At 70.5% G+C, this 23,006-nt stretch carries 23 protein-coding genes and 3 pseudogenes; 17 read left to right on the top strand and 9 right to left on the bottom strand.

All coding sequences use genetic code 11. The features are described from left to right. Positions 1-2 precede the first annotated feature (2 nt). The 6 genes and pseudogenes from ACIF80_RS33405 to ACIF80_RS33380 form a co-directional block, all read left to right on the top strand. Positions 3-926, top strand: coding sequence for an ABC transporter permease (locus ACIF80_RS33405; protein WP_399811670.1), 924 nt, complete (start codon positions 3-5; stop codon positions 924-926). Then, complete coding sequence (locus tag ACIF80_RS33400) at positions 923-1,927, top strand: ABC transporter ATP-binding protein (RefSeq protein ID WP_399811667.1); 1,005 nt, start codon at positions 923-925, stop codon at positions 1,925-1,927. The genes ACIF80_RS33405 and ACIF80_RS33400 overlap by 4 nt, the downstream gene beginning before the upstream one ends. After that, positions 1,920-2,624 (top strand): ABC transporter ATP-binding protein, encoded by a 705-nt coding sequence (locus ACIF80_RS33395; protein WP_399811665.1) that lies wholly within the window; start codon positions 1,920-1,922, stop codon positions 2,622-2,624. The genes ACIF80_RS33400 and ACIF80_RS33395 overlap by 8 nt, the downstream gene beginning before the upstream one ends. Positions 2,625-2,656: 32 nt before the next feature. Next, positions 2,657-2,821: pseudogene (locus ACIF80_RS33390) on the top strand (Scr1 family TA system antitoxin-like transcriptional regulator); the annotation flags it as partial. Further along, positions 2,809-3,018, top strand: coding sequence for a DUF397 domain-containing protein (locus ACIF80_RS33385; RefSeq protein WP_399811662.1), 210 nt, complete (start codon positions 2,809-2,811; stop codon positions 3,016-3,018). The pseudogene ACIF80_RS33390 and the gene ACIF80_RS33385, both read left to right, overlap by 13 nt. Before the next feature lie 92 nt (positions 3,019-3,110). After that, positions 3,111-3,298 (top strand): annotated as a pseudogene (locus tag ACIF80_RS33380) (hypothetical protein); the annotation flags it as partial. A gap of 464 nt (positions 3,299-3,762) precedes the next feature. Here the strand turns inward: ACIF80_RS33380 and ACIF80_RS33375 are convergent. After that, positions 3,763-4,425, bottom strand: coding sequence for a TetR/AcrR family transcriptional regulator (locus ACIF80_RS33375; RefSeq protein WP_399811660.1), 663 nt, complete (start codon positions 4,423-4,425; stop codon positions 3,763-3,765). Positions 4,426-4,489: 64 nt separating this feature from the next. On the opposite strand from ACIF80_RS33375, the gene ACIF80_RS33370 reads away from it, so the two are divergent. Beyond that, a complete protein-coding gene (locus ACIF80_RS33370; RefSeq protein ID WP_399811658.1) occupies positions 4,490-5,119 on the top strand; it encodes a class I SAM-dependent methyltransferase in 630 nt (209 codons plus the stop codon). 444 nt (positions 5,120-5,563) lie between these two features. Here ACIF80_RS33370 and ACIF80_RS33365 read toward each other — a convergent pair whose 3' ends face one another. Next, on the bottom strand, positions 5,564-6,157 hold the full coding sequence (locus ACIF80_RS33365; RefSeq protein ID WP_399811656.1) for a DUF4291 domain-containing protein: 594 nt from the start codon (positions 6,155-6,157) through the stop codon (positions 5,564-5,566). A 354-nt stretch (positions 6,158-6,511) separates the two neighbouring features. Continuing rightward, positions 6,512-7,138, bottom strand: coding sequence for a hypothetical protein (locus tag ACIF80_RS33360; RefSeq protein WP_399811654.1), 627 nt, complete (start codon positions 7,136-7,138; stop codon positions 6,512-6,514). A gap of 169 nt (positions 7,139-7,307) precedes the next feature. Between ACIF80_RS33360 and ACIF80_RS33355 the strand changes: the two genes are divergently transcribed. Both ACIF80_RS33355 and ACIF80_RS33350 read left to right on the top strand, forming a co-directional pair. Beyond that, entirely contained in the window at positions 7,308-7,871 is a 564-nt protein-coding gene (locus ACIF80_RS33355) for a hypothetical protein (RefSeq protein ID WP_399811652.1), read from the top strand. Positions 7,872-8,142: 271 nt separating this feature from the next. Beyond that, positions 8,143-8,595, top strand: coding sequence for an SRPBCC domain-containing protein (locus tag ACIF80_RS33350; protein WP_399811650.1), 453 nt, complete (start codon positions 8,143-8,145; stop codon positions 8,593-8,595). Between the two features lie 193 nt (positions 8,596-8,788). Here the strand turns inward: ACIF80_RS33350 and ACIF80_RS33345 are convergent, their stop codons facing one another. Further along, positions 8,789-9,499 carry an alpha/beta hydrolase gene (locus ACIF80_RS33345; protein WP_399811648.1) on the bottom strand — a complete coding sequence of 237 codons (711 nt, stop codon included), beginning with the start codon at positions 9,497-9,499 and terminating at the stop codon, positions 8,789-8,791. A gap of 146 nt (positions 9,500-9,645) precedes the next feature. Here ACIF80_RS33345 and ACIF80_RS33340 point away from each other — a divergent pair, with 146 nt between their 5' ends. After that, entirely contained in the window at positions 9,646-10,173 is a 528-nt protein-coding gene (locus ACIF80_RS33340; RefSeq protein ID WP_399811646.1) for a DUF4291 domain-containing protein, read from the top strand. Between the two features lie 202 nt (positions 10,174-10,375). Beyond that, positions 10,376-10,579 (top strand): annotated as a pseudogene (locus ACIF80_RS33335) (DUF397 domain-containing protein); the annotation flags it as partial. A gap of 34 nt (positions 10,580-10,613) precedes the next feature. Here the strand turns inward: ACIF80_RS33335 and ACIF80_RS33330 are convergent. Beyond that, a complete protein-coding gene (locus ACIF80_RS33330) occupies positions 10,614-11,150 on the bottom strand; it encodes an antibiotic biosynthesis monooxygenase (RefSeq protein ID WP_399811644.1) in 537 nt (178 codons plus the stop codon). A gap of 106 nt (positions 11,151-11,256) precedes the next feature. Between ACIF80_RS33330 and ACIF80_RS33325 the strand changes: the two genes are divergently transcribed. The 3 genes from ACIF80_RS33325 to ACIF80_RS33315 are packed head-to-tail and all read left to right on the top strand — an operon-like array spanning position 11,257 to position 15,063. After that, on the top strand, positions 11,257-11,781 hold the full coding sequence (locus ACIF80_RS33325) for a (2Fe-2S)-binding protein (protein ID WP_399811640.1): 525 nt from the start codon (positions 11,257-11,259) through the stop codon (positions 11,779-11,781). Between the two features lie 10 nt (positions 11,782-11,791). Further along, positions 11,792-12,820, top strand: a complete 1,029-nt coding sequence (locus ACIF80_RS33320; RefSeq protein ID WP_399811637.1) for an FAD binding domain-containing protein — start codon at positions 11,792-11,794, stop codon at positions 12,818-12,820. Continuing rightward, positions 12,817-15,063, top strand: a complete 2,247-nt coding sequence (locus ACIF80_RS33315; RefSeq protein ID WP_399811634.1) for a xanthine dehydrogenase family protein molybdopterin-binding subunit — start codon at positions 12,817-12,819, stop codon at positions 15,061-15,063. Before ACIF80_RS33320 ends, ACIF80_RS33315 begins: the two co-directional genes overlap by 4 nt. A gap of 54 nt (positions 15,064-15,117) precedes the next feature. Here the strand turns inward: ACIF80_RS33315 and ACIF80_RS33310 are convergent, their stop codons facing one another. The 4 genes from ACIF80_RS33310 to ACIF80_RS33295 form a co-directional block, all read right to left on the bottom strand. Next, on the bottom strand, positions 15,118-15,264 hold the full coding sequence (locus tag ACIF80_RS33310) for a hypothetical protein (RefSeq protein WP_399811632.1): 147 nt from the start codon (positions 15,262-15,264) through the stop codon (positions 15,118-15,120). A 236-nt stretch (positions 15,265-15,500) separates the two neighbouring features. Continuing rightward, positions 15,501-15,758: a hypothetical protein gene (locus ACIF80_RS33305; RefSeq protein ID WP_399811630.1), complete on the bottom strand. Its 258-nt coding sequence runs from the start codon at positions 15,756-15,758 to the stop codon at positions 15,501-15,503. A gap of 185 nt (positions 15,759-15,943) precedes the next feature. Continuing rightward, entirely contained in the window at positions 15,944-18,745 is a 2,802-nt protein-coding gene (locus ACIF80_RS33300) for a SpoIIE family protein phosphatase (protein ID WP_399811628.1), read from the bottom strand. A gap of 543 nt (positions 18,746-19,288) precedes the next feature. Further along, positions 19,289-20,173 carry a LysR family transcriptional regulator gene (locus tag ACIF80_RS33295; RefSeq protein WP_399811626.1) on the bottom strand — a complete coding sequence of 295 codons (885 nt, stop codon included), beginning with the start codon at positions 20,171-20,173 and terminating at the stop codon, positions 19,289-19,291. Between the two features lie 83 nt (positions 20,174-20,256). On the opposite strand from ACIF80_RS33295, the gene ACIF80_RS33290 reads away from it, so the two are divergent. The 3 genes from ACIF80_RS33290 (at position 20,257) to ACIF80_RS33280 (ending at position 22,846) form a co-directional block, all read left to right on the top strand. Then, entirely contained in the window at positions 20,257-21,462 is a 1,206-nt protein-coding gene (locus ACIF80_RS33290) for a thiolase family protein (protein ID WP_399811624.1), read from the top strand. Then, entirely contained in the window at positions 21,459-22,130 is a 672-nt protein-coding gene (locus ACIF80_RS33285) for a 3-oxoacid CoA-transferase subunit A (RefSeq protein WP_399811621.1), read from the top strand. The genes ACIF80_RS33290 and ACIF80_RS33285 overlap by 4 nt, the downstream gene beginning before the upstream one ends. A 98-nt stretch (positions 22,131-22,228) precedes the next feature. Beyond that, positions 22,229-22,846, top strand: a complete 618-nt coding sequence (locus tag ACIF80_RS33280; protein ID WP_399811718.1) for a 3-oxoacid CoA-transferase subunit B — start codon at positions 22,229-22,231, stop codon at positions 22,844-22,846. Positions 22,847-23,006: the final 160 nt, after the last annotated feature.

The following is a 23,006-nucleotide window of genomic DNA, read 5'->3' as shown; positions in this document are numbered from 1 at the left end:
CGATGACTGACACCACAGCCGGCACCGCACGGGAGAAGGCGAACACGACCGGACCCGCGGCCCCGGCCGCCGCATGGCGCTCGCGCGGTACCGCCCGCCGCTCCACCCACACCCTGAGGCTGCGCGTCTCCGCCACCCTGGTCGCCGTCACCGCCCTCGCGGTCCTGCTCGTCCCCCCGCTGGTCCAGCTCGACCAGCAGGCCGTCGACCTCGCCGCGAAACTCCTCCCACCCGGCTGGGCCCACCCCTTCGGAACCGACGACGTCGGCCGCGACCTACTGCTGCGCTGCGTCTACGGCCTGCGGGTCTCCCTGCTCGTCGGCGTCGTGGCGGCCCTCACCGCCACCGTGATCGGCACCGCCGTCGGAGCCGCGGCCGGGGCCCTCGGCGGCTGGGTCGACCGCCTCGTCATGCGCCTGGTCGACACCATCTCCTCCGTCCCGCACCTGCTGCTCGGCATCTTCATCGTCGCCATGTTCCGGCCGGGCGTCTGGCCCGTGGTGGTCTCGGTCGCCGCCACCCACTGGCTGTCCACCGCCCGCATCGTCCGCGCCGAGGTCCTCTCCCTGCGCTCCCGCCCGTACATCGACGCGGCCGTCTCCGGCGGCGCCTCCCGGTGGCGGGTCGTCCTGCGCCACCTGCTGCCCGGGGTGCTGCCGCAGGCGGGACTCGCCGCCGTCCTGATGATCCCGCACGCCATGTGGCACGAATCGGCGCTGTCCTTCCTCGGCCTCGGCCTGCCCACCCACACCGCCAGCCTCGGCACCCTCATCCAGGGTGCCCGCGGCACCCTGCTCGCCGGACAGTGGTGGCCCACCCTCTTCCCCGGCCTGTTCCTGATCATCCCCACCCTCGCCATCGCCGGACTCGCCGGAGTCTGGCGGGAGCGGATCAACCCCCGCCGCCGATCGGAGCTGATGCTGTGACCGAGCGACCTCCCGTGCTGTCGGTCCGCGGACTGTCGGTGCGCTTCCTGGTGCCCGGCGGGGGCCCCGTCGCCGCCGTCACCGACGCGCACTTCGACGTCGTCCCCGGCGAATGCCTCGCCCTGATCGGCGAGAGCGGCTGCGGCAAGTCCGTCCTCGCCTCCGCCCTCCTCGGCCTGCTGCCCGCCAACGCGCAGACCGCCGGCCGCGCCCTGCTCGGCGACCTCGACCTGCTCGCCGCCGACGAACGCACCCTCGCCCGCACCGTACGCGGCCGGCGCATCGGCCTCATCCCGCAGAGCCCCGCCGCCCACCTCACCCCCGTCCGCACCATCCGCGCGCAGACCGAGGAAACGGTCGCCGCACTCACGGGCGTACGCGGCCGCGCGTCCCTGCGCGCCGCCGCCGAAAAGGCCGCCGCCCGCGCGGCCTTCCCCGAGGACCACCTCGACCGCTACCCGCACGAACTCTCCGGCGGCCTCGCCCAGCGCGCCGCCACCGCCCTCGCCCTGGTCGGCGACGCCCCCCTCCTCCTCGCCGACGAACCCACCACCGGCCTCGACCGCGACCTGGTCGACCACACGGTCGACGAACTACGACGCCACGTCGACGCCCCCGACGACGGCACCGGCGAGGGCCGAGCCCTGCTGATGATCACCCACGACCTGGCCGCCGCCGAACGCGTCGCCGACCGCGTCGCCGTCATGTACGCGGGCCGCATCGTCGAACTCACCGACGCGAAAGCCTTCTTCGGCACCCCGGGACCCCGCCACCCCTACAGCCGCGGCCTCCTGAACGCCCTCCCCGACCGCGCCTTCACCCCGATCCCCGGCATGCCCCCCGAACTGGGCGCGCTCCCCGACGGCTGCGCCTTCGCCGCCCGCTGCGACCACGCCACCCCCACCTGCGCGACCCTCCCACCCCTGACGGAGACGGTCGCCTGCCACCACCCGGTCCGGGCGACCACCCCCGCCCCCGCCCCGGAGGACGCCCGTGCTTGAACTGCGCGCCATCACCGCCGGCTACGACCGCCGGACCCCCGTCGTCCGCGACGCCACCCTGACCGTCGCCCCCGGCGAGGCCGTCGGCCTGCTCGGCCCCAGCGGCTGCGGCAAATCCACCCTCGCCAGGGTCGCCGCCCTCCTGCACCGCCCCGACGCCGGCACCGTCACCGTCGACGGCACCCCCGTACGCCACTTCCGCCACCGCGCCCCACGCTCGCTCCGCACCTCCTTCGGCGTCGTCTTCCAGCAGCCCCGCCTCTCCGCGGACCCCCGCCTGAACCTCACCGACCTGATCGCCGAACCCCTGCGCGCCACCGGCCGCCGCGACACCGTCCCCGACCGCGTCCCGGAACTGGCCTCCACCGTCGGCCTCACCCCCGACCTCCTCACCCGCCGCCCCCACGAGGTCAGCGACGGCCAGCTCCAACGCGCCTGCCTCGCCCGCGCATTGGTGCTCCGCCCCCGCTGGCTGATCTGCGACGAGATGACCGCGATGCTCGACGCGTCGACCACGGCCGCACTGGTCGCGGTCGTCGAGGACTACCGCACCGAGACCGGCGCCGGCCTCCTGGCCGTCGGTCACGACCAGACCCTCCTCACCCACTGGTGTGACCGCACCCTCCACTGGAAAACGGTGACGTCCCCGGAAAAGGGAGCGGCGGCAGAGGGAACGAGGCAGGGTGAATTCGCGTGAATCACCCACTGTGACCCAACATTGCGCATTACGTTGCGTATACGGAGAACGCTCACTCGGGCGAACTCATCGAGGAAAGCACGCGGGTCGAACGCCTGCAACGTGCCTACGATGTAGTGCGCGACAAGGCCATGTCCCCTGCCGAGTCGCAGAAGTTCATTCTGCGCCTGTTGGAGGAAACACCGTGCGATCCATAGCCCTGGGTACCGTGACGTGGCGCAAGAGCAGTTACAGCAATCCGGATGGCGGCGCCTGCCTCGAAGTCTCCGACGAGTTCACCTCCGTCGTCCCCGTGCGCGACAGCAAGACACCGGATGGCCCGGTACTCGTCCTGGCTGCGGAAAACTGGACCTCCTTCGTCACTGCTGTGGTACGCGATGAGTTGGGCGCCTGAGCCACGCAACGGAGGTCAATGACGACCCCGTGCGCCGATCCTCGAGTGAGGGGCCGTTCAGGAGAATTCATCTCATTTAGCTCGGTGGGCTGTTGGTCGTGGTGGGGATCGTTGAGCGGCTGGTGCCGGACGAGTTGTGGGAGCTGTTCCAACGAGTGGCACCGCCGCGTCGTTCGGGCCGTCCGGGGCGACGGCTCACCGCAGGTTCACCGAGTGGTCGAAGGCCCGGGTCTGGGCCAGGCTGCACCGCCTGGCCCCCGATGAAAGCGGGACCGGAGGACTTGGGTCGTCAAGCCGCGTTCACAGCCTCTTTCCGTGGCTGAAGCCACCCAGCGATCAGTAGCTGCGCGTCAGGCCCGGTACACCAGCTGATACAGCCAGAACAGCAGGCGGCGCAGGGAGGAGGCCGACAGGAGTCGGTCGTCCAAAGGTCAGCTCATGGCGCACCCGCGCTCGTGACGTCACCTCGGCGATCTTCGCCACGCTCATGTCCTGGGCGCACCGCAGCGCAGTCCGAGCCCGCCGCCAGGACACCACCGAGTCGGCACTTCCGTGGATGAGCCGCAGCAGCCATGTGCGTTCGTCATCGAAGATCTCTCGGACTCGTACGCGCTTTGCCGCTCACAGAGCCTGTGCGGCGCGCGCCGCACAAGCGACCACCCGGCCCGCGCATCACATCACGGCGGGGCGAACATTGCCTGGTGCGGCGCCAGATGATTGATGCGCTTCCTGGCCTGTCGGGCCCTACTCGCCGTCGGTGCAGAGTTGGGCAGCCAGGGCCGCGCAGGCCCACTCCTCCCAGGAGCCGGGGGACCAGCCGCGGTCGCGGACGAAGACCAAGTAAAGCTCCGGGCTGAGCAGCCCGTACAGCAGGTCAGCGGCGCGAGCGGTGTCGATGTCGGGGCGGGCGTCGGGCTTGGAGACCAGTACTTCCGCCGCGGCGTGCTGGACAATGTAGCGCGGGTCCCGGCCGGTGGGCCACTGCGCGGCGATCTCCGGGTCGGTTGCCGCGGCGGCCGCGATCATGGGCATGACCGGGGCGACCCGGCCGAGGATTTCGCGCACGCCCCGCACGTGGGACCGCAGTTGGCCGACTGCTGTCGGCTCGGCGCACGCGGCGCGGAACCAGTCGCGGTCCATCGTGGCGACCGGCTCGACGTCCCCGGCGATGGACGTGTCGACGACGTCCTTGAACAGAGCACGCTTGTTGCGGAACACGAAGTAGACGGTCTGGACGGCCACGCCCGCTCGGTCCGCGACCTCCTGAAGGCTCGTCGCCCCGTACCCCTGCGCGACGAACAGTTCCCGCGCCGCCTCGACGATCTTCTCGCGGGTGCGCCGCGAGCGCTCGGCTCGTCTGTCGGGCCGCTTGTCGGATTCCTTGTCGAATCGCTTGACCGCATCCATGCCGGGAGTCTATCTCTAGAGTTAAACACTAGAGTTTAGCTCTAGATTCTTCTTGGAGGTTGCGATGAGAGAGGCACGGACGGCTGTGGAGCTTGACCAGGAAGCGACCGCGCGCCGCGAGTTGGAGGACTACTACCGGAACGGCAAGCCGCCGTGGGACAGCGGCGTGACGCCGCCCGAGCTGGTGGCCCTGGTGGAGGGGGCCGACGCGCTGACGCCCGGTCACGTCCTCGAACTGGGGTGCGGCACCGGAACCAACGCGGTGTACCTGGCCCGGCACGGCTGGCGGGTGACGGCCGTCGATCTGGTCGACCGCGCCGTTCGGCAGGCGCGGGAGAAGGCCAACGCTGCGGGGGCGGACGTCACGGTGCTCTGCGGGGACGCCACCCGGCTCGACGAGGTGGGCATGCCCGGACCGTACGATCTGTTCTTCGACCTGAGCTGCTACTGCGGCATTCCGCCGCACCGCCGAGACTCCTACGCCGCCGGCCTCACGGCGCGCGCCGCCCCCGGCGCACGGCTGCTGATGTTCGGATACGGGCCCGAGGCGTTCGACGACCCGATCTCCGGCGTCACCGCGGACGAACTCCGGTCCAGGTTCGCCGGGTGGCGGTTGGTCGACGTGACACCTGGCACGAACCCGGTTCCGACCTTCTGGTTCACGCTGCACCGCACCGCCGCCGCGGCGGCGTGAGCCTGGGGGCGTAGCAGACGCCGACCCAGTGTCCCGGCAGGCGACGTCTGCCCGTCAAGGAGCGGCGACCGGTGCGTGCTCTCGGTGCGCCGGCCGGAAGTGTCGTTCACGAGTGAGATGGGAGGTACCGCGGGAGAGCGATCGGCCATGAGCACATCCTCCTTGGCGACCGGTGGTCGGCTTTCCGTGCGGTGGTTGTCGCCTGCCTGCAGTCCAGTGAAGGTTTGCGAGCGAGGCTTGACGTGGGTCGTCAAGCAGCGTTCACAGACCTCATCCATGCTGCTCGCATGACCGAGAACGGCTGCCAGCGTGTACCTCGCCTCGCGGGTGGGACGGACAGCGGCCCTGCGGTGGGAGGTCATCTGGCCTGTCCTCCGTCCCAGCGAGCCTGTGCTGCCATGTAGCCCCCGAGCGATGCCGACCTCCCTCTGTCCGGATCGCTGGTCAGGGACACAGGTGGGCCAGCAGTTCGTCGCCGGCGGGATATCGCTGTTCCTGGGGAAGCAGCCGTGTCGCGGAGGCCGTATCGCCGCGGCTGACGAGCGTGCGGATTTCGCGGGCGAGTGGTGTCACGTCTCTGATGGACAGGGTCCACTCGTCCGCGTAACGCGTCGCTGCCTCGCCCGAGAGCCCGAGTTGCAGCGAGCGGTACGACAGGGGACGTAGGTTCAGGTCGCGTTCAGGATCCCATTGGACACGGGCCGGTGCGCGCTTGAGGTCGCGCTGCCAGGTGCTTCGATCAGCGTGCAGCCCGCGGATGTAGCTCGACAGACAGGCGTGGCGCAGCGCCCAGTCGAAGCCGTCGCGAGCAATCTCCACAGCAAGAACGGTCTCCTGCCCGGTGCTCGTGCCCCAGTTGGAGCGGTACATCATCCACAGAAAGCTGGGCTTAATCCACGTCATGCGGTCCCGTAGCCACGCGGACGGAAAGCGGCCGTCGCGGACGGCAGGCAGTCCGATTTCAGGGGCGTACGCCTGGTAGACGGTGATCGTGGATGCCGTGTGGAGCGCGCGGATCCCGCGGTGCGGTTCTTCCATGGCGTACAGCGTGGGGTCGGCCAGCTCAGGTGGCCACCGATTTTCGACCGCTGCTCGCTGCAACGGAGCACGCCAGCCGCAGCACCGTGCGAGCTGCCGGTCTCACGGCCACCTTCTTCAGGCACCTGATTCACAAAGAGCGGCTATTCGTGGTCTGCGGTGCCGAGGCGATCCCTATCGCACAAGACGCCCCCCGTTCGTTCCAACTAGGGCAATCAGCCACGTGTGGCCCGTCAGGTGCCCGGAGACGTGCAAGGTCTGTGAACGCGGCTTGACCTGGGTCATCAAGCAGCGTTCACAGACTCCATCCGTGACCGAGCCGCTTCGTTTCATCCGGTTGACGTGGATGCCTCCTCAGAGATCCTGCGAAGGGACGGGTCGTTGGGCCTGCCGGACAGATCGCAATTTGGCGACCGCTCGCTGCGCTGCCTCGCGGGGATCGGGGCGCGAGGCAGGGGTCCTTGGGCCGGCCAGGTCCCGACCGTTGAGCGACTGCGCGAGAACGGCAGTCCAGTCGCTCCGGTGCACCACGGCGACATGTCCGTCCTCGTGCGCCGCTCCGTCCTGCCAATCATCGGGCGGTGCCATGAGGACACGAAGAGATTGTTCATCGAGCCATTCCAGGCCCAGAACCTGCCGGCCGAGTTCGTGCTCGATGAGAGAAGTGACCACGCCCGTTTTGAGGTGCAGAAGAAGTAGCTCGCCCTCGAAGAAGTAGCCACCGTCATACCTTCCGGTGCCTATCGCGAGCAGCGAACGCCTGGGGTGGAAGGCCATCGCGCGAACGGGGAAGCGTGAGCAGATGAGCGCGCTACGGACGAAGGAGCGGCTCTCGTAGACCGCGACTGGTGTGGTTCGGCCGGGCACATCCGTGCCTGCCACGGCCAGTAGGCCGCGCCGCTCGTCGTGGACGACCAAGAGAGGGTCGCCAATCCCAAGAAATGCCCAGCCATCGGGAGGACGTTCGCTGGAAGCCGCCATGCCGTGATCTTCTCAACTGCCAGGATGCACAGGGTAGTCACCGACGCGAGAGCATGGAGAGGTGATCAAGCGGCTCAAGAGGGAAGACCCAGTGGAGCAACTCGTTCGAGAACCGGCGCTTTCCACGTATCAACAGGCCCTACGCGATCGGCTCCTCGCCACCCCTGTGATGCCCGCGCCCGATCCCTGGCGGTCCGCCTTCGAGTACAAGTACGGCGCCCCTGTCGGCGGACTTCTCGGCATCGGCTTCGCGTCACACCCTGAGAGCGGCCATGACCTGGTGATGGTCGTCTCCCACGACGGTCACGGTCTCTTCGACGCCGTCACCGGGGAGAAAATCGCCAGGGACCGCGACCCCGACCCCGAGGACAGCACCCCCGACGCGGTCGCCGACCTGACTTGCCCCGGACTGGGACCGATCGCCGGCAGCCGCGTACACATCGCAGGGCTCTTCGGCGGAGGGCTGCACACCACCACCGCGGACGGCTGGACCCTGGAGGCCGTCACCCCGGCCTGGCCCAACGATCGTGTGCTGCTCTCGGTCGACGGCGGCCTTCCCCACTCCGGCCCGTACGGGGAGCAGTGGTGGCACATCTTCCACTCCACATACTCGGAACTTCGAGCCTTCGGCTTCTCTCCCTCCGGGGAGACCATCGCCGTCGCGACGAGCAGTGACGTATCTCTGTGGACCCGCCGCTCTGAGCACAGCAACGGCAACGTCACTCAACGCTGACCAACCCGCGCCGCAGACCCGCAACCACACGAGCCAAAAGGTCTACGAGCACGGCTTGACATGGATCAAGCCTGGGATCTTCGGACGGTCCCATGGGTGGTGGAGAGCTGTCGGTGCAGAGACCGTGCTTGCGCCTCCCCGCTCCTTCGCCGAGTCCGTACCGCACCGGTACGGGCGCGCAGGAAAGTTCCGGCAGACCGATGAATCCCCGCGCCCGCCGGCGTCTACAGATGCAACAGCCCCGAGCAACCTGAGACCAGGAGACGAAAAGATGAGCACCGAGCAGACCACCCCGGCCGGCGGCTTCTCCTACAAGCTGACTCGAACGCTGGACGCCCCCGCAGTGAAGGCGTGGCGGGCGTGGACCACCCCCGGGCAGTATGCCCAGTGGGCCTACGCCGCTGCCGGCTCCGTCGAGATGGACGTACGGCCGGGCGGAGCGTGGAAGGCCACGATGGTCACGCCCGACGGCGGACAGTTCCCGCTGACCGGCTCCTATCTCGAGGTCGTCGAGAACCGCCTCCTGGCGATCGGCATGGACGTACCCGGCAAGCCCGCGCCCGCGGTCATGACCATGGAACTCGACGAGCAGGACGACCACCACACGCAGGTCGTGCTCCGCCAGGCCTGCGACACCGCGGAGGAGCGCGACATGGCCGAACAGGGCAGCACCATGCTCCTCGAGAGCCTGAGCGCCTTCCTGGCCGATGGAGCGAGGGGCTGAATCCCGGTCACACCTCACCGCCGGCCCTGGATCACGCGGCAGGCCGGAACACGCCCGGCCCTGCCCTCCGGGCGACCGGCCGAGCAGTTCGATCCGGCGCGGGAAAGGGTCGCGAACGCGGCTTGACGTGGGTCATCAAGCCGCGTTCACAGCCCCATCCATGGTCCTGGCAGGATGCGGACCCCAAGCGGATCTACTCTCCGACCCCGCGGGCGACCTCACCGATCAGGTCGGCCAGTAGCCCCGGGTGGGACAGAAACGGATGGTGGCCGGTCGGCAGGTCGATCACACCGGACGCCCGCCGGGCGAACTCCCGCTGCTTCGCCGACGGCGTGGCCCGGTCCCCGGTACAGACGACGTAAGTCGAGGGGGTCTTGTGCCAGGCGATGCCGCGCGGAGCCTGAGCGAAGACCGCCTGTGACTGCGGTCCCAACCGCCGGAAGGCGCCCGCCTCGGCCTCCTCGTCGCAGTCGTGCAGGAAGGCGCCCCGCAGGTCGACCGCCGTATTCGGGACGACCGTGCCATCATCCCGCGGGACGACCCAGGGGGCGGGTTCAGGTCCGGTCAGGGAGGCGAGGGATTCGCCGCGGTCCGGCACGACCGCGGTGATGTAGAGGAGGTGGCTGACGTCGTCCCTGCCCGCGGCGGCTTCGGTGATCACCATCCCGCCGTAGGAGTGCCCGCACAGCAAGGCGGGGTGCCCAGGCTCCTGGTCCAGCACGGACCGCACCGCGTCAGCGTCGGCGTACAAATCCGCCCCGTACGCGGCGCCCGCCCGCTCGCCGCAGCTGGGCAGTTCCACACTGTGGCTCTCCAGCCCCAGGGCGGCGAGTGGCTCCACCATCCGGTTCCACCACCAGTCGGCATCCTGCGCGCACGCGCCATGGACGAATACGACCCGCATTCAGGCCTCCCTCAGCTTCCCTGCCGCCCGCTTTCCTCTGCGCGCGAATTCCTCATGCCATCGGCCGGCCCTCGCCGCGAGCACCTGAAGACGCGTGCGGGCCTGCTCGATCTGATCGACAGGGCCGCCTGATCCGCGGGCCGCCGATGCCCAGCCTGCCACCCTCCCGAGAGATCCCGCCGCCCACCTTGAGGGCCAAGGACTGTGAACGTGGCTTGACGTGGATCAAGCCGTCGTTCCTGTGGATGATGTACCGCTGCGGATGGGGCACCAAGGAAGGCCAGGAAACCGTCCTCGCCGTCGAGATCACCCGTGATGGCTTCGAGTGGGCACTGGAACACGCCTGCCTGTCCCACTACGAGCACGGGCTCCACGCCGACCGTGCCGCCTGGAAGCGACAACTGAAGCGGGCTCCCGCCCGGGTGCAATGGGACCCCGAAAGCGACTTGCACCTTCAGCCGCCTCCCCACTGGTCGCTCCAGCCCGGCCTCGCCGGCGAAGCCGCACGTCTCTACGCCGATGAGTGGATCGTCTCCATCGTCGATATCACACCGCTGGCCCACACGATCCACGCCCATGTACGAGACAGAGACCTGGACATCGCCCAGCAACTCCTGCCCCATGAACGTCCCTACCCCGTGAACTACGAGATCCTGGCCCACCTGTACCAATGAGCCAGGCCCGCTAATTGAGATGATCTATTGGCCGACGAGGCCATGTGCAGAAGCCGCGGCGACCAGGTCATCGCCGCCGAGGGACGCTCCCCGCGGGTGCGGGGAGCAGGCATCGGGCACCGATACGTCCCAAGTCGCCCATGGAGCATCCCCGCGGGTGCGGGAAGCTTCCGTTCGTCCTGTGTCTGTTGGACGAAACAGCGTGTGCTCTCTGGACTTGACCTTCCCCGTGTGGCGCAAGAGCAGTTACAGCAACCAAGAGGGTGGCGCATGCGTTGAGGTCTCCGACGCTTTCGCCGCCGTTGTGCCCGTGCGGGACAGCAAGACGAAGAACGGCCCTGCGTTCGCCTTCACGGCGGCGGGCCGGACCACGTTCGTGACCGCTGTGAGGAGCGGTGAGCCGGGCGCCCGACCCAGGACGACGTGCGGGTGTGTCCCGGTCAGGATGTCGGGTGTTCCGGGTACAGCCACCGTCGAAGCAGGCGGCTCATGAACGGCATGACCGCGTAGGTGAGGAGAGGAGCGAGGACGATCGGGAAGACGAGGGTGCGTGCCGCCAGTGGCCAGGTGTGGAAGAACTCCGCGAACAGGCCGTCGTAGAGCAGCGCGAAGGGGTAGACGGCGAGGATCGTCACCAGTGACATCTTCCAGCGCGCCGGCGGCCGGGCCGCGCCGTTGGGGATGTTGAACCACGTCTCCAGGCCGGTGGTGGTCAGCTTCGGGTGGGCCGGGTGGCCGTAGGGTTTGACGCGATCCTGCCAAGCGGCTCGCTGGGGTGACGTCATCCAGCGGTCCAGGCTCGCGGTGTCCGCGAAGCGGACGACCGCGTGGTAGCGGTGGCTGTGGTCCTCGGGCCGGAGCCAGGTGACACCCCGGTGTCCTGTGAAGGCGGCAGCCTCCGCCTCGACTCCGTGGGCCCACTGCTCGAATTCCGTCTCCTCGCCGGGCATCACCTCCCAGGTGTAGACCACTGTCACCGCTTCTCGGGCTTCAGTCGCACGCCGGTCCATATCCTAGATCTTACGTTTGCGACACTTTTGGGTCTCGATGAGAATGAAGGGGTGATTCTTTGGGAGGTGTGTCATGCCCGTACGTGGCCCGGCCCTCACCGAGCGAGGCGCAGCACTGCTGGAACAAGGCCCGGGCCCGGTCCGGGTCGGACTGTCGGTCAACGGCACCGGGCGCACCCTGGACATCGAGCCGCGCGTCAGCCTGCTCGACGCGCTACGTGAACACCTGCACCTGACGGGCGCCAAGAAGGGGTGCGACCAGGGAACCTGCGGGGCGTGCACCGTGTGGGTCGACGGGCGGCGCGCGCTGGCCTGCCTCACCCTCGCCATGACCTGCGAAGGCCACGAGATCACCACCGTGGAAGGGCTGTCCGAGGACGGCGGACTGCACGAGATGCAACGGGCCTTCATCGCCGAGGACGCCTTCCAGTGCGGCTACTGCACTCCCGGCCAGATCATGTCCGCCGTGGCGTTGGTCCATGAGGGGCATGCCGGGGACGACGACGAGATCAAGGAGTGGATGAGCGGCAACATCTGCCGCTGCGCGGCCTATCCCCACATACGGGCCGCGATACGCGCCGCCCGCGATCGCATGTAGGAGGCGCCCAGTGCGGCCCATCACCTACCTCCGCGCGACCGACACGGCGAGCGCCGTCACCGCCGTGAGCACCGACCCCACCAGCGACTTCCTTGCCGGCGGCACCACCGAGGTCGATCTGCTGCGCCAGAACGTGCTGAACCCCCGCCGCCTCGTCGACATCAACGATCTCCCGCTGACCGATGTCGAGGGCACCCCGGCAGGAGGGGTGCGTATCGGAGCGCTGGCCCGGATGAGCGACGTCGCCGCCGACCCCGTCGTCCGTGAGCGTTTTCCGCTGATCGCCCAGGCGCTGGAGCTGGGAGCGTCCGCGCAGTTGCGCAACATGGCGTCCATGGGAGGCAACCTGCTGCAGCGCGTGCGCTGTTCGTACTTCCGCGACGCGGAGTCCCCCTGCAACAAGCGCGAGCCCGGCACCGGTTGCTCGGCCGTCGAGGGCTTCAGCCGAGGGCACGCGGTGCTCGGCACCAGCGAGCACTGCATCGCCACGCACCCCTCGGACGTGGCCGTGGCGCTCGTCGCGCTGGATGCCCAGGTGCGCACGACGGGACCGCACGGCGAACGAACCTACGCCATCGACGACTTCTTCCTCCTCCCCGGCGACTCTCCGCACCGCGAGCACCCCCTGGAGCACGGTGAACTGATCACCGGGATCGAGGTGCCCGCCACGCCTGTCGCCCGGCACTCCCACTATCTGAAGGTCCGGGACCGTGCATCGTACGAATTCGCGCTCGTCTCGGTCGCGGCCGCGCTCTCCGTCGTGGACGGCGTGATCGCCGACGTACGGATGGCGCTGGGCGGGGTGGCCACCAAGCCCTGGCGGGCCAGGCGGGCCGAGGACTTCCTGATCGGCGCGCGCGTCCGGCGGGACAACTTCGCCATGGCCGCCCGCGTCGAAATGGCCGATGCCCGGCCGACCCCCATGAACGCCTTCAAGGTCGAACTCGCGCAGCGCGCGATCGTCCGCGTCCTCGACCTGCTCAGCGACGGAACGGGAGACGGGTCCGAGCCCGGCCCCGGGGCCGGGAGCCCGTCATGACCACCATGCCCACGACGACACCGCCCGCCATCGGACAGCCCCTCGACCGCGTCGACGGCCGTCCCAAGGTCACCGGAAGCGCGCACTACTCCACCGAGATCCCCCTCCCGGACATGGCGTACGCCTACGTGGTCGGCTCCCGCATCGCCGCCGGACGGGTCTCCGGGATCGACGCGAGTGCCGCAACGGCCGAGGAAGGCGTACTCGCGGTCCTCACTCACGAGAATCTGCCGAGGATCGCGGAGCAGCCGCCGCTCGTGCCCTCGCTCGCCGGCACGGCGGCGCCCGGACAGACGTACTTCCCGATGCAGGACGACATCGTCCACTACGCCGGCCAGCAGATCGCGCTCGTCGTCGCCGACACCTGGGAACGCGCCCAGCACGCGGCGCACCTGTTGCGTGTCTCGTACGAGGAGACCGCCCCGGTCACCACCCTCGACCAGGGCCGGGACCGGGCGTACGTGCCCGAGAGGATCTTCGGAGGGTGGATACCGGGGCGCATCGAGCGCGGCGACGTGGAGGCCGGGCTGAGGGACGCGGACGTGCGGGTGGAGGCGACATACACCTACGCGGCGAACAACCACAACCCGATCGAGCCGTCCGGCACCACGGCCCACTGGGACGGTGACACCCTGCTGCTGTACGACTCCACCCAGGGAGTCAACGCCACGCAGATGACCGTGTCACGGCTGCTCGGCGTTCCGATGCCGAGGATCCGGGTCATCGGTCACTACGCCGGTGGCAGCTTCGGCTGCAAGGCGATGATCCACGCCCACCCGACGCTCGCCGCCATGGCGGCCCGGGAAGTCGGCCGGCCCGTCAAGCTCGCCCTCACCCGGGAGCAGATGTTCACCTCCGTCGGTCATCGGGAGGAGCAGGAGCAGCACGTGACGCTCGGCGCGACGCGCGAAGGCCGGCTGACCGCCGTTCGGCACCACAAACTCTCCCCGACCTCCCCCTTCGACGACTGGGCCGAACCTTCCATCGGCACCTCGTCGCAGATCTACGCGTGCCCCCACTACGAGGGCGTCTACCGGTTGTTCCGGGCGAACACCATGACCCCGACGTTCATGCGGGCGCCGGGTGAAGCGAGCGGTATGTACGCGCTCGAGTGCGCGATGGACGAGCTCGCCCACGAACTCGGTGTGGATCCCGTCGAACTGAGGCTGCGCAATCACACCGACGTCGACGCCATGTCGGGCTTCCCCTGGTCCAGCAGCGGGCTGCGGGAGTGCTACGAGCGTGGAGCCCGGCGGTTCGGCTGGTCCGGGCGTGATCCCCGGCCGGCCACGCGCCGTGAGGGCGACTGGCTGATCGGCGTCGGCATGGCCACCGCGACGTATCCCGTCGCCCCGCTCGCCAACCCGCAGCGCGCCCGCGCGCGCCTCTACGCCGACGGGACGGCGGTCGTCCAGGCCGCCACCCCTGATTTCGGCACCGGCGTCGCCACGGTCATGACCCAGGTCGCCGCCGACGGACTCGGCATGGGCGTGGAACGCTGCCGCTTCGAGAACGGGGACACCGACCTGCCCAACATCGCTGCCGCGGTGGGCTCGGCGGGTGCCGGCATGATCAGCGCGGCCGTGCACAGTGCCGCCACCGCCCTGCGCGGTCAGCTCGTCAACAAGGCCGTGGCCGACGCCGGTTCACCTCTGCACGGCGCGGACCCGGTCGACGTCGTGGTCCGGGACGGCGTCATGACCGCCGGGACCGCGTCCGAGGCGTACACCGATCTGCTGCGGCGCACCTTCCAGCCGGACGCCGAAGCCCTGGGCCAGTGGAACCCGCCCGCCCACGACATCCCCTACGGGATGATGACCTTCGGCGCCCAGTTCGCCGAGGTCGCGGTGGATGCGGAACTGGGCCTGGTCCGGGTGCGGCGCATGACCGGTGCCTTCGCGCCGGGCCGGGTGCTCAACGCCAAGACGGCCCGCAGTCAGCTGATGGGGGGCATGCTGTGGGGGCTGGGGCAGGCGCTGCTGGAAGCCAACCACATGGCGCCGGACACCGGCCGCTGGGTCAACTCGAGCCTCGCCGAGTACCTCGTCGCCGTCAATGCGGACGCTCCGGACGTGGACGTCGAGCTCATCGAGGTCGAGGACGACATCGTCAACCCGTTGGGTGTGAAGGGTGTCGGTGAGATCGGCCAGGTCGGCGTGGCGGCGGCGATCGCCAACGCCGTGCATCACGCCACCGGGCGCCGGGTGCGCAAGCTGCCGATCACGATCGAGGACCTCCTTTGAGGGCGGCGGACTTCCTTTGAGGGCATACGGATCGTCCCGCCGGGCGTCCCGGGATCAGGCCGTGATGACGTCGGTGCCGGCCCGGCTCAGGGCGGTGTGCAGCTCGGCCGGGAACGGTGTGTCAGGGATGAGGGTGTCGAAGCCGTTCCGGGCCGTCCCGCCGCCCCGCAGGCCGACCGCCCTGTCCTGAGCGGTCCGCATCCGCAGCCCGTCACCGAGTCGTGCGGGCAGACGCCGCGGAGCTCCGCGGCGTGCCGGGCGCGAGCCGGGAGGGAGGGAGCAGTGCCCGGGGAGAACCACGTCCTGGTCGCTGCGCGCCCTGCCGCTGAGTGGGACTGCGGTGTCGGTGTACCACTCGGTCCCTCGCAGGGCCGGTGAGGACGCTGACGCCCGAAGTGTGGACGATGCCGCGGTGGCCCCGGCCGGCACTGCCGTCGTCAGTCGTCCTCGGGGTCGGGCTCGAACGTGAAGTAGACGCTCAGGACGTAGGGCTCGTCCTCGTCACAGGCGTAGTTCCAGGAGACGTCCACCAGGAACACGGGATGCTCCCGCACCCATTCCTGGGCCTTGCCGAACGCCCCCGCGGCGGTCGTGGCGGGGAACAGCTTGCGCGCCATCGGGTGGACCTGGGTCTCGGCATCCGAGTCGTCGAAGCCCTCGGGGACATCCAGGCAGAGGTCGGGGTCGAGTTCCATGGGCTGTGCCCTTCCCGTCGTGGTCGCCGGTTCGCGTCGTCCGGGGCGGTGGTCTCACCGGCCTCCGCACGCGACGCCCGGTGAGACCACCGCCCGCCCCGGAAAGGTTGCGTCCGTCGGCGGCCGCACGGCGCGGGGCGCGGTGCATCGGGCACGGAACCGGCGGTGAACAGGCCGTGCAGAGGTCAGAGGGTCGCGTCGGACCACAGGTCGAGGACGTCGTCGCCGCTCATGGTGGAGCCGGGCTCGCTCTGTGCTCCGTCCAGTGGCTGCTCGGTCCAGATGACCTTGCCGGTCGGCGTGTACCGGGTGCCCCAGCGCTCGGCGTAACGGGCGACGAGGAACAGGCCGCGGCCGCCCTCGTCCGTGGCCGCCGCCTGGCGCAGATGGGGGGAGGTGCTGCTGCCGTCGGAGACCTCGCAGATCAGGTGGCGGTCCCGCAGCAGGCGGACGTGGATGGGAACGGCGCCGTGCCGGATGGCGTTGGTGACCAGTTCGCTGAGGATGAGCTCGGTGGTGAAGCCCGCGTGCGTCAGGTCCCATGCCGCCAGCTGCCGGGTGACGTCGGCGCGGACCCGGGACACGGCCGCCGCCTCGCGGGGCACGTCCCAGCCGGCGACCTGCCCGGGGTCGAGCACCCGGGTGCGGGCGACCAGCAGGGCGATGTCGTCGTCCGCGCGGTCGGGCGGCAGGGCTTCGAGCACGGCCTCGCAGGTCTGCTCGGGGGACCGGCCCGGCTGGGCCAGTGCGCCGCGCAGGATCTCGAGCCCGACGTCGATGTCCCGGGTGCGGTCCTCGACGAGCCCGTCCGTGTAGAGCACGAGCCGGCTTCCCGCGGGCACCTGGAACTCGACGCTCTCGAAGGGCAGCCCGCCCAGGCCCAGCGGCGGGCCGGCGGGCAGGTCGAGGAAGTCCACGGTGCCGTCCGGGCGGACGAGGGCGGGAGGCATGTGACCGGCCCGGGCCGCGCTGCACCTGCCGGAGGCCGGATCGTAGACCACGTACAGACAGGTGGCCCCGATGGGCCCCTCGTCCTCGTCCTGGGCGGCCTGCTCCCGGGCGAGCCGGGCCACCAGGTCGTCCAGGTGGGCCAGCAGTTCGTCGGGGGCGAGGTCCAGAGTGGCGAAGTTGTGCACCGCGGTACGCAGCCGCCCCATGGTGGCCGCCGCGTGCAGGCCGTGACCCACCACGTCCCCGACCACCAGCGCGACCCGGGCCCCGGGCAGTTCGATGACGTCGAACCAGTCACCGCCCACCCCGGACTGGGCCGGCAGATAGCGGTGGGCCACCTCCAGCGCGCTCAGGTCCGGCAGGTCGCGGGGCAGCAGACTGCGTTGCAGGGTGACCGCCAGGGCGTGCTCGCGGGTGTAGCGGCGGGCGTTGTCGAGCGCCACCGCCGCACGGGTGGCCAGCTCCTCGGCGAACGGCGCCTCCTCCGGGTCGAACGGCTCGGTCCCCCGCGAGCGCCAGAAGGTCACCACGCCGAGCACCGTGCCGCGCGCCAGGAGCGGCACCGCGATCAGGGAATGAATGCCGTGGTCCAGAATGCGCTCGGCGCGTTCCGGGTCCAGCGTCCGCCACCCCTGGGCGGAGCCCAGATCCGCCTCCAGCACCGCCTGCCCGCTCTCCACGCAGCGCGCCTGGGGCGTGTGGTCCGTGAGGCGGACGGACCGGTCCACCGGCATCAGCCGGTCGGCGTCGACGCCGACCGCGGCTGCACGGCGCAGACCGGTGGCCGCCGCGTCCGGCTCCTGGCCGCTCAGTACTCCCTCGGCCAGATCGACGGTGGCGATGTCGGCGAAGCGCGGAACGGCCACCTCCGCCAGCTCCCGCGCGGTGCGCTCCACGTCGAGGGCGGAGCCGATCCGTGTCCCCGCGTCGTAGAGGAGCGTCAGCCGCTCGCGCGCCACCTCGGCCCGCCCCGTGAGTGTCCGCAGTTCCGTGGTGTCCCTGAGGGTCACCACGCTTCCGGAGCGCCGGTCCCGGGGATCGGTGGGCCGCTTGTTCACCGCCAGCAGCCGGTCCGCCGTGAGGCGCACCTCGTCGGTGGCCATCCGGTCCGACGCCAGCAACTCGGCCATGTCCGGGTCCAGACCGAGGTCGGAGACGAGCCGCCCCTCCATGCCCGGCGGCAGCTCCAGCAGCCGCCGTGCCTCGTCGTTGGCCAGCACCAGCCGCCCGTCCTCCCCGACGATCAGCACCCCTTCCCGCACCGCGTGCAGCACCGCGTCGTGGTGGTCGTACATCCGTGTCATCTCCACCGGACCGAGACCGTGGGTCTGGCGCAGCAGCCGCCGGCTCACCAGGGCGGTGCCGCCCGCGCACACGGCCAGCGCCCCGCCCGCGGTCCCCAGGAGCACCGGCAACTGCTCGGCCGCCATGCCGGCCACCTTGTGGACCGTGATCCCGACCCCCACCGTGCCGACGATCGTCCCGTCGGACTGGGTGACGGGGGCGTACGCGACCACCGCACGGCCCTTGGAGGTGTCGATCTGCTGGGTCTGGGGGGAGGTCGGCGGCCTGAGCGGGCCGACGACGGCCTTGCCGATCTTGGAGGGATCGGGGTGGACGTAGCGGACCCCATCTGACGAGTACACGACCATGAGGTCCACGTCGGTCGCCCGCACGATTCTTTCGGCGACCGGCTGCAGGACTTCGGACGGGTTGGGCCCGGTCATCGCCGTCAGCGTCTGAGGGGAGTACGCGAACGTCGTGGCGACGGCCCGGGACCGGGCCTCGGCCTCATGGGTGCTGTTGCGCCGGGCCTGGAGCGCGAGAGTGACCACTGCGGCGGTGATGATCAGGGCCACGACCAGGATCTGCAGCACGAACACCTGGCCGGCCACGCTCCGCACCCGGAGCAGGGGCCGCAGCCGCCCCGAGAGGCGCGCCGACCGGGAATCACCACCGCGCCGGTTCCCCTGTCGGTCCTGCTGCCGGTCCTCCGGCCGGTCCTGCTCCCTGGCCCGGTGCCGGGCTGATCCCATGCGTGCGGCAAAACCCCTGAAGCCGCGGGGTGGCGTGCCGGGAGGGCGACGGGGATCTGCTGTCACTGCTTCGTTCGCCTCCTCCGCGGCGATGTACAGGCCGTCCCGGTGCGGTCGCCGCCCGCTGGACCACCCGCCCGCCGGACCTGCCCCGCGGAAGCCGGGACATCCGGAATATAAGGAGCCAATAAGCTTCGACCTGTACGTTCTGCGCATTCCTTACGAACGGGTCAACGGTACTCGCTCAGGGCCACTTCGGTCCGGTCGGGCACGGCCGTTCGGTGTCGCCGAGCAGGGGCAGCGCGGTCGGTGACCAGTGCCGCGGTCGCCGAGGGCGGTGGGAGCGGGCTCGTGTGCGCAGGGCGTCCGGGGCTGTGCGCAGGGCGTCGGGCGTCGGACGTCGGAAGGCACGGGCCCGGCCGCTCGGGGTGGCACGCGCCGTGAGGCGAGGCGCCCCGAACGATCCCCCGGCGGTGCTTCCGGGGGAGGGGGGAGAGGAGGAGGGGGAGGGAGGAGGAGGCCTGTTCCTGCCGGCCGTGCGTCTCAGCCGCGGACGCAGTCCTCGATCACCGAGGCGACCTGCTCGACCGCGGCCGAGACGCGGTGCGTGCGCCGGGCCAGTACCAGTTCGACCGACTCGAGGCCGGTGAGTGGTACGTAGGTCACGCCGTCGAGGCTCAGGCTCTGCACCGACTGCGGCACGAGGGCCACGCCATGACCGGCCGCGACGAGGACGACCAGGGTGGCCGTCTCGCCGACCTCCAGGAGAGGGTCGGGCCGGAAGCCGGCCCGTCGGCAGGCGGACAGGACCCGGTCGTACATCGAGGACCGGGACTGCGAGGGGTGGATGACGAACGGCTCGCCGGCCAGGGCCTCCAGCGGGATGCTCGGGCGGCCGGCCAACCGGTGGTGGGAGGGCAGTACGGCCACCAGCGGTTCGGACCGCAACGGCGTGACGCGCATGTTCTCCTCCGCTGCCACGCCCCGCAGGACGGCGAGGTCGAACACGCCCGCGAGCAGGCCCTCGACGAGCCGGGGGGTGAGGAGTTCACCCCGCAGGTCCATGGTGACCTTGGGCAGCTTCGCCCGTACGGTGCGGGCGACCCGTGGCAGGACGTCGTAGGTGGCCGTGCCGATGAAGCCGACGGAGACCCGGCCCGCCTGACCGGTGGCCAGCTCCCGCATGTGGGTCCGCGCGCGTTCCTCCTCCGTGACGAGGGCCCGTGCGTAGTCGGTGAGGTGACGGCCCGCCTCGGTCGGTTCGACGTGCCGGGTGGACCGGTTGAACAGTGAGACGCCCAGCTCCCGCTCCAGTTGCTTGATCTGCTGGGAGAGAGCCGGCTGCGCCACGTGCAGGCGGGCGGCCGCGCGCCCGAAGTGGCACTCCTCGGCCAGGGCGAGGAAGTACCGGAGCTGACGGAGTTCCATGGACCCCAGTTTATAAGGGCTGCTTATGAATCGATGCCGACTAGGTCTTGGACATGATGAAGCGGCGCTCGTAGCGTGAAGGCGTGAGCGACAGTTACCTTTACGCAGCAGCAAGAACGCCCTTCGGAAAGTTCTCGGGCGCCCTCGCCGAGGTCAGACCCGACGACCTCGCCGCGGTGGCTGTCACCGGGACCCTGGCCAAGGCCCCCGCGCTCGACCCGGCGGAGATCGACGACGTCGTCTGGGGGAACGCCAACGGCGCGGGCGAGGACAACCGCAACGTCGGCAGGATGGCCGTCCTCCTCGCGGGACTGCCGACCTCGGTGCCCGCCACGACCGTCAACCGGCTGTGCGGGTCCTCCCTGGACGCCGCCATCATCGCCTCCCGCGCCATCGAGACCGGCGACGTGGACATCGTGCTCACCGGCGGCGTCGAGTCGATGACCAGGGCGCCCTGGGTCCTGCCCAAGCCCTCGCGCGCGTTCCCCGCCGGCGACGTGACCGCCGTGTCCACCACCCTCGGGTGGCGGCTGGTCAACCAGCGCATGCCGGAGGAGTGGACCGTCTCCCTGGGCGAGGCGAACGAGCAGCTGGGCGACCGCTTCACCATCGCCCGCGAGCGGCAGGACGCATTCGCCGCCCGCTCCCACAACCTCGCCGACGACGCCTGGAACGCAGGCTTCTACGACGACCTGGTGGTGCCCGTCGTCACGGACCGCAAGGGCACGACCGTCACTCGGGACGAGGGGATCCGCCCCGGGTCGACCGCCGAGAAGCTCGCCGGACTCAAGCCCGTCTTCCGCCCCGACGGCGTCATCACCGCCGGCAACGCCTCCCCGCTGAGCGACGGCGCCTCCGCGGTGCTCCTCGGTTCGGGCGAGGCCGCCGCACGCATCGGCACCGACCCCGTCGCCCGCATCGCCGGCCGGGGCGTGTCCGCGCTGGACCCGCAGATGTTCGGATACGCCCCCGTGGAAGCGGCGAACCGGGCACTGAAGAGCGCCGGGATCACCTGGTCCGACGTCTCCGCCGTCGAGCTCAACGAAGCCTTCGCCGTCCAGTCGCTGGCCTGCGTGGACGCCTGGGACGTCGACCCGGAGACCGTCAACGCCAAGGGCGGCGCGATCGCGCTCGGCCACCCCCTGGGCGCCTCCGGAGGCAGGCTCCTGGGCACCCTGGCCCACCGGCTGAAGGAGTCGGGGCAGCGGTGGGGCGTCGCCGCCATCTGTATCGGAGTCGGCCAGGCGCTCGCCGTGGTCCTGGAGAACGTCTCGGGAGGCGACCGGTGACCACCCTGCTGTACGACCACGCCGACGAGGCGGTGGCCGGGATCGAGGACGGCTCGACCGTGCTCGTCGGAGGGTTCGGAATGGCCGGCATGCCGGTCGACCTGATCGACGCCCTCATACGCCAGGGCGCCAAGGACCTCACCGTCGTGTCCAACAACGCCGGCAACGGCGACACCGGACTCGCCGCGCTGCTGGCCAAGGGGCGGGTCCGCAAGGTGATCTGCTCCTTCCCGCGCCAGGCGGACTCCTGGGTGTTCGACGACCTCTACCGGGCGGGCCGGATCGAACTCGAGGTGGTCCCCCAGGGCAACCTCGCGGAACGCATGAGGGCGGCCGGGGCCGGCATCGGCGCCTTCTTCTGCCCCACCGGAGCCGGCACGCTCCTCGCGGAGGGCAAGGAGACCCGCGAGATCGACGGCCGCACCTACGTGCTGGAGTACCCGATCAAGGGTGACGTCGCTCTGGTCGGCGCCCACCGCGCCGACCGCATGGGCAACCTCGTCTACCGCAGGACCGCCCGCAACTTCGGACCGGTCATGGCCACCGCCGCGACCACGGTGATCGCGCAGGTCCGGGAGATCGTCGAGACCGGCGACATCGATCCCGAAACCGTCGTGACCCCCGGCATCTACGTCGACCGTGTGGTGAAGGAGGCCGACCCCGCATGAACGCGACCAGCCGAGCGGCGAACGACCAAGGTGCGAACGGCCGAGGTGCGAACGGCCGAGGTGCCGTGAACGACCGGGGCCCGCTGAGCAAGCACGAGATGGCCGCCCTCGTGGCGCGCGACATCCCCCAGGGCGCCTTCGTCAACCTGGGTATCGGGCAGCCGACCCTCGTCGCCGACCACCTGCCCGCCGACTCCGGCGTGGTCCTCCACACCGAGAACGGCATGCTCAACATGGGGCCCGCCGCGAAGGAGGGCGAGGTCGACCCCGACCTGACGAACGCGGGCAAGGTCCCGGTGACCGAACTGCCCGGAGCCGCCTACTTCCACCACGCCGACTCGTTCGCGATGATGCGCGGCGGCCATCTGGACATCTGCGTCATGGGCGCGTTCCAGGTCTCCGCCACCGGTGACCTCGCCAACTGGCACACCGGGGCCCCCGACGCCATCCCCGCCGTCGGCGGAGCCATGGACCTGGCGATCGGTGCCAAGAAGGTGTTCGTCATGATGACGCTCTTCACCAAGACCGGCGCCCCCAAGCTGGTGCCCGAATGCACCTACCCGCTCACCGGGCTGCGCTGCGTCGACCGCGTCTACACGGACCTCGCGGTCTTCGACATCACGCCCCAGGGTGTCCGGGTCGCCCAGACCTTCGGCACCACGCCGGCCGAACTCGCCGGCCGCCTCGACGTACCGCTGCTCGCCGCCGAGGCGTGAGACGCGGGCCGACGGCCCGCCCGACAACGCGTTGATGGCCTGCCCGCGGTCCGCGGGCAGGCCATCAACGCGTTGTCGGGCACCGCGACGCCCGGCGGACGGGAGCGGGGCACCGGCCGGAGGAGCGTGGACGTCGACGCCTCCTCGTCCTCCGCAAGCT

This window comes from Streptomyces sp. NPDC085927 (assembly GCF_044540975.1).
Classification (GTDB): Bacteria; Actinomycetota; Actinomycetes; order Streptomycetales; family Streptomycetaceae; genus Streptomyces; species Streptomyces hirsutus.
This window is presented reverse-complemented; position numbering and strand designations above follow the sequence as displayed.

Excerpts from the sequence above, each read along its gene's own strand:
- ACIF80_RS33405 (WP_399811670.1), top strand. The coding sequence starts at position 3 with ATGACTGACACCACAGCCGGCACCGCACGGGAGAAGGCGAACACGACC.
- ACIF80_RS33375 (WP_399811660.1), bottom strand. The coding sequence starts at position 4,425 with ATGGATGCGGTCAAGCGATTCGACAAGGAATCCGACAAGCGGCCCGAC.
- ACIF80_RS33370 (WP_399811658.1), top strand. The coding sequence starts at position 4,490 with ATGAGAGAGGCACGGACGGCTGTGGAGCTTGACCAGGAAGCGACCGCG.
- ACIF80_RS33365 (WP_399811656.1), bottom strand. The coding sequence starts at position 6,157 with ATGGAAGAACCGCACCGCGGGATCCGCGCGCTCCACACGGCATCCACG.
- ACIF80_RS33360 (WP_399811654.1), bottom strand. The coding sequence starts at position 7,138 with ATGGCGGCTTCCAGCGAACGTCCTCCCGATGGCTGGGCATTTCTTGGG.
- ACIF80_RS33355 (WP_399811652.1), top strand. The coding sequence starts at position 7,308 with ATGCCCGCGCCCGATCCCTGGCGGTCCGCCTTCGAGTACAAGTACGGC.
- ACIF80_RS33350 (WP_399811650.1), top strand. The coding sequence starts at position 8,143 with ATGAGCACCGAGCAGACCACCCCGGCCGGCGGCTTCTCCTACAAGCTG.
- ACIF80_RS33345 (WP_399811648.1), bottom strand. The coding sequence starts at position 9,499 with ATGCGGGTCGTATTCGTCCATGGCGCGTGCGCGCAGGATGCCGACTGG.
- ACIF80_RS33340 (WP_399811646.1), top strand. The coding sequence starts at position 9,646 with ATGCCCAGCCTGCCACCCTCCCGAGAGATCCCGCCGCCCACCTTGAGG.
- ACIF80_RS33325 (WP_399811640.1), top strand. The coding sequence starts at position 11,257 with ATGCCCGTACGTGGCCCGGCCCTCACCGAGCGAGGCGCAGCACTGCTG.
- ACIF80_RS33315 (WP_399811634.1), top strand. The coding sequence starts at position 12,817 with ATGACCACCATGCCCACGACGACACCGCCCGCCATCGGACAGCCCCTC.
- ACIF80_RS33310 (WP_399811632.1), bottom strand. The coding sequence starts at position 15,264 with ATGCGGACCGCTCAGGACAGGGCGGTCGGCCTGCGGGGCGGCGGGACG.
- ACIF80_RS33305 (WP_399811630.1), bottom strand. The coding sequence starts at position 15,758 with ATGGAACTCGACCCCGACCTCTGCCTGGATGTCCCCGAGGGCTTCGAC.
- ACIF80_RS33300 (WP_399811628.1), bottom strand. The coding sequence starts at position 18,745 with ATGGGATCAGCCCGGCACCGGGCCAGGGAGCAGGACCGGCCGGAGGAC.
- ACIF80_RS33295 (WP_399811626.1), bottom strand. The coding sequence starts at position 20,173 with ATGGAACTCCGTCAGCTCCGGTACTTCCTCGCCCTGGCCGAGGAGTGC.
- ACIF80_RS33280 (WP_399811718.1), top strand. The coding sequence starts at position 22,229 with ATGGCCGCCCTCGTGGCGCGCGACATCCCCCAGGGCGCCTTCGTCAAC.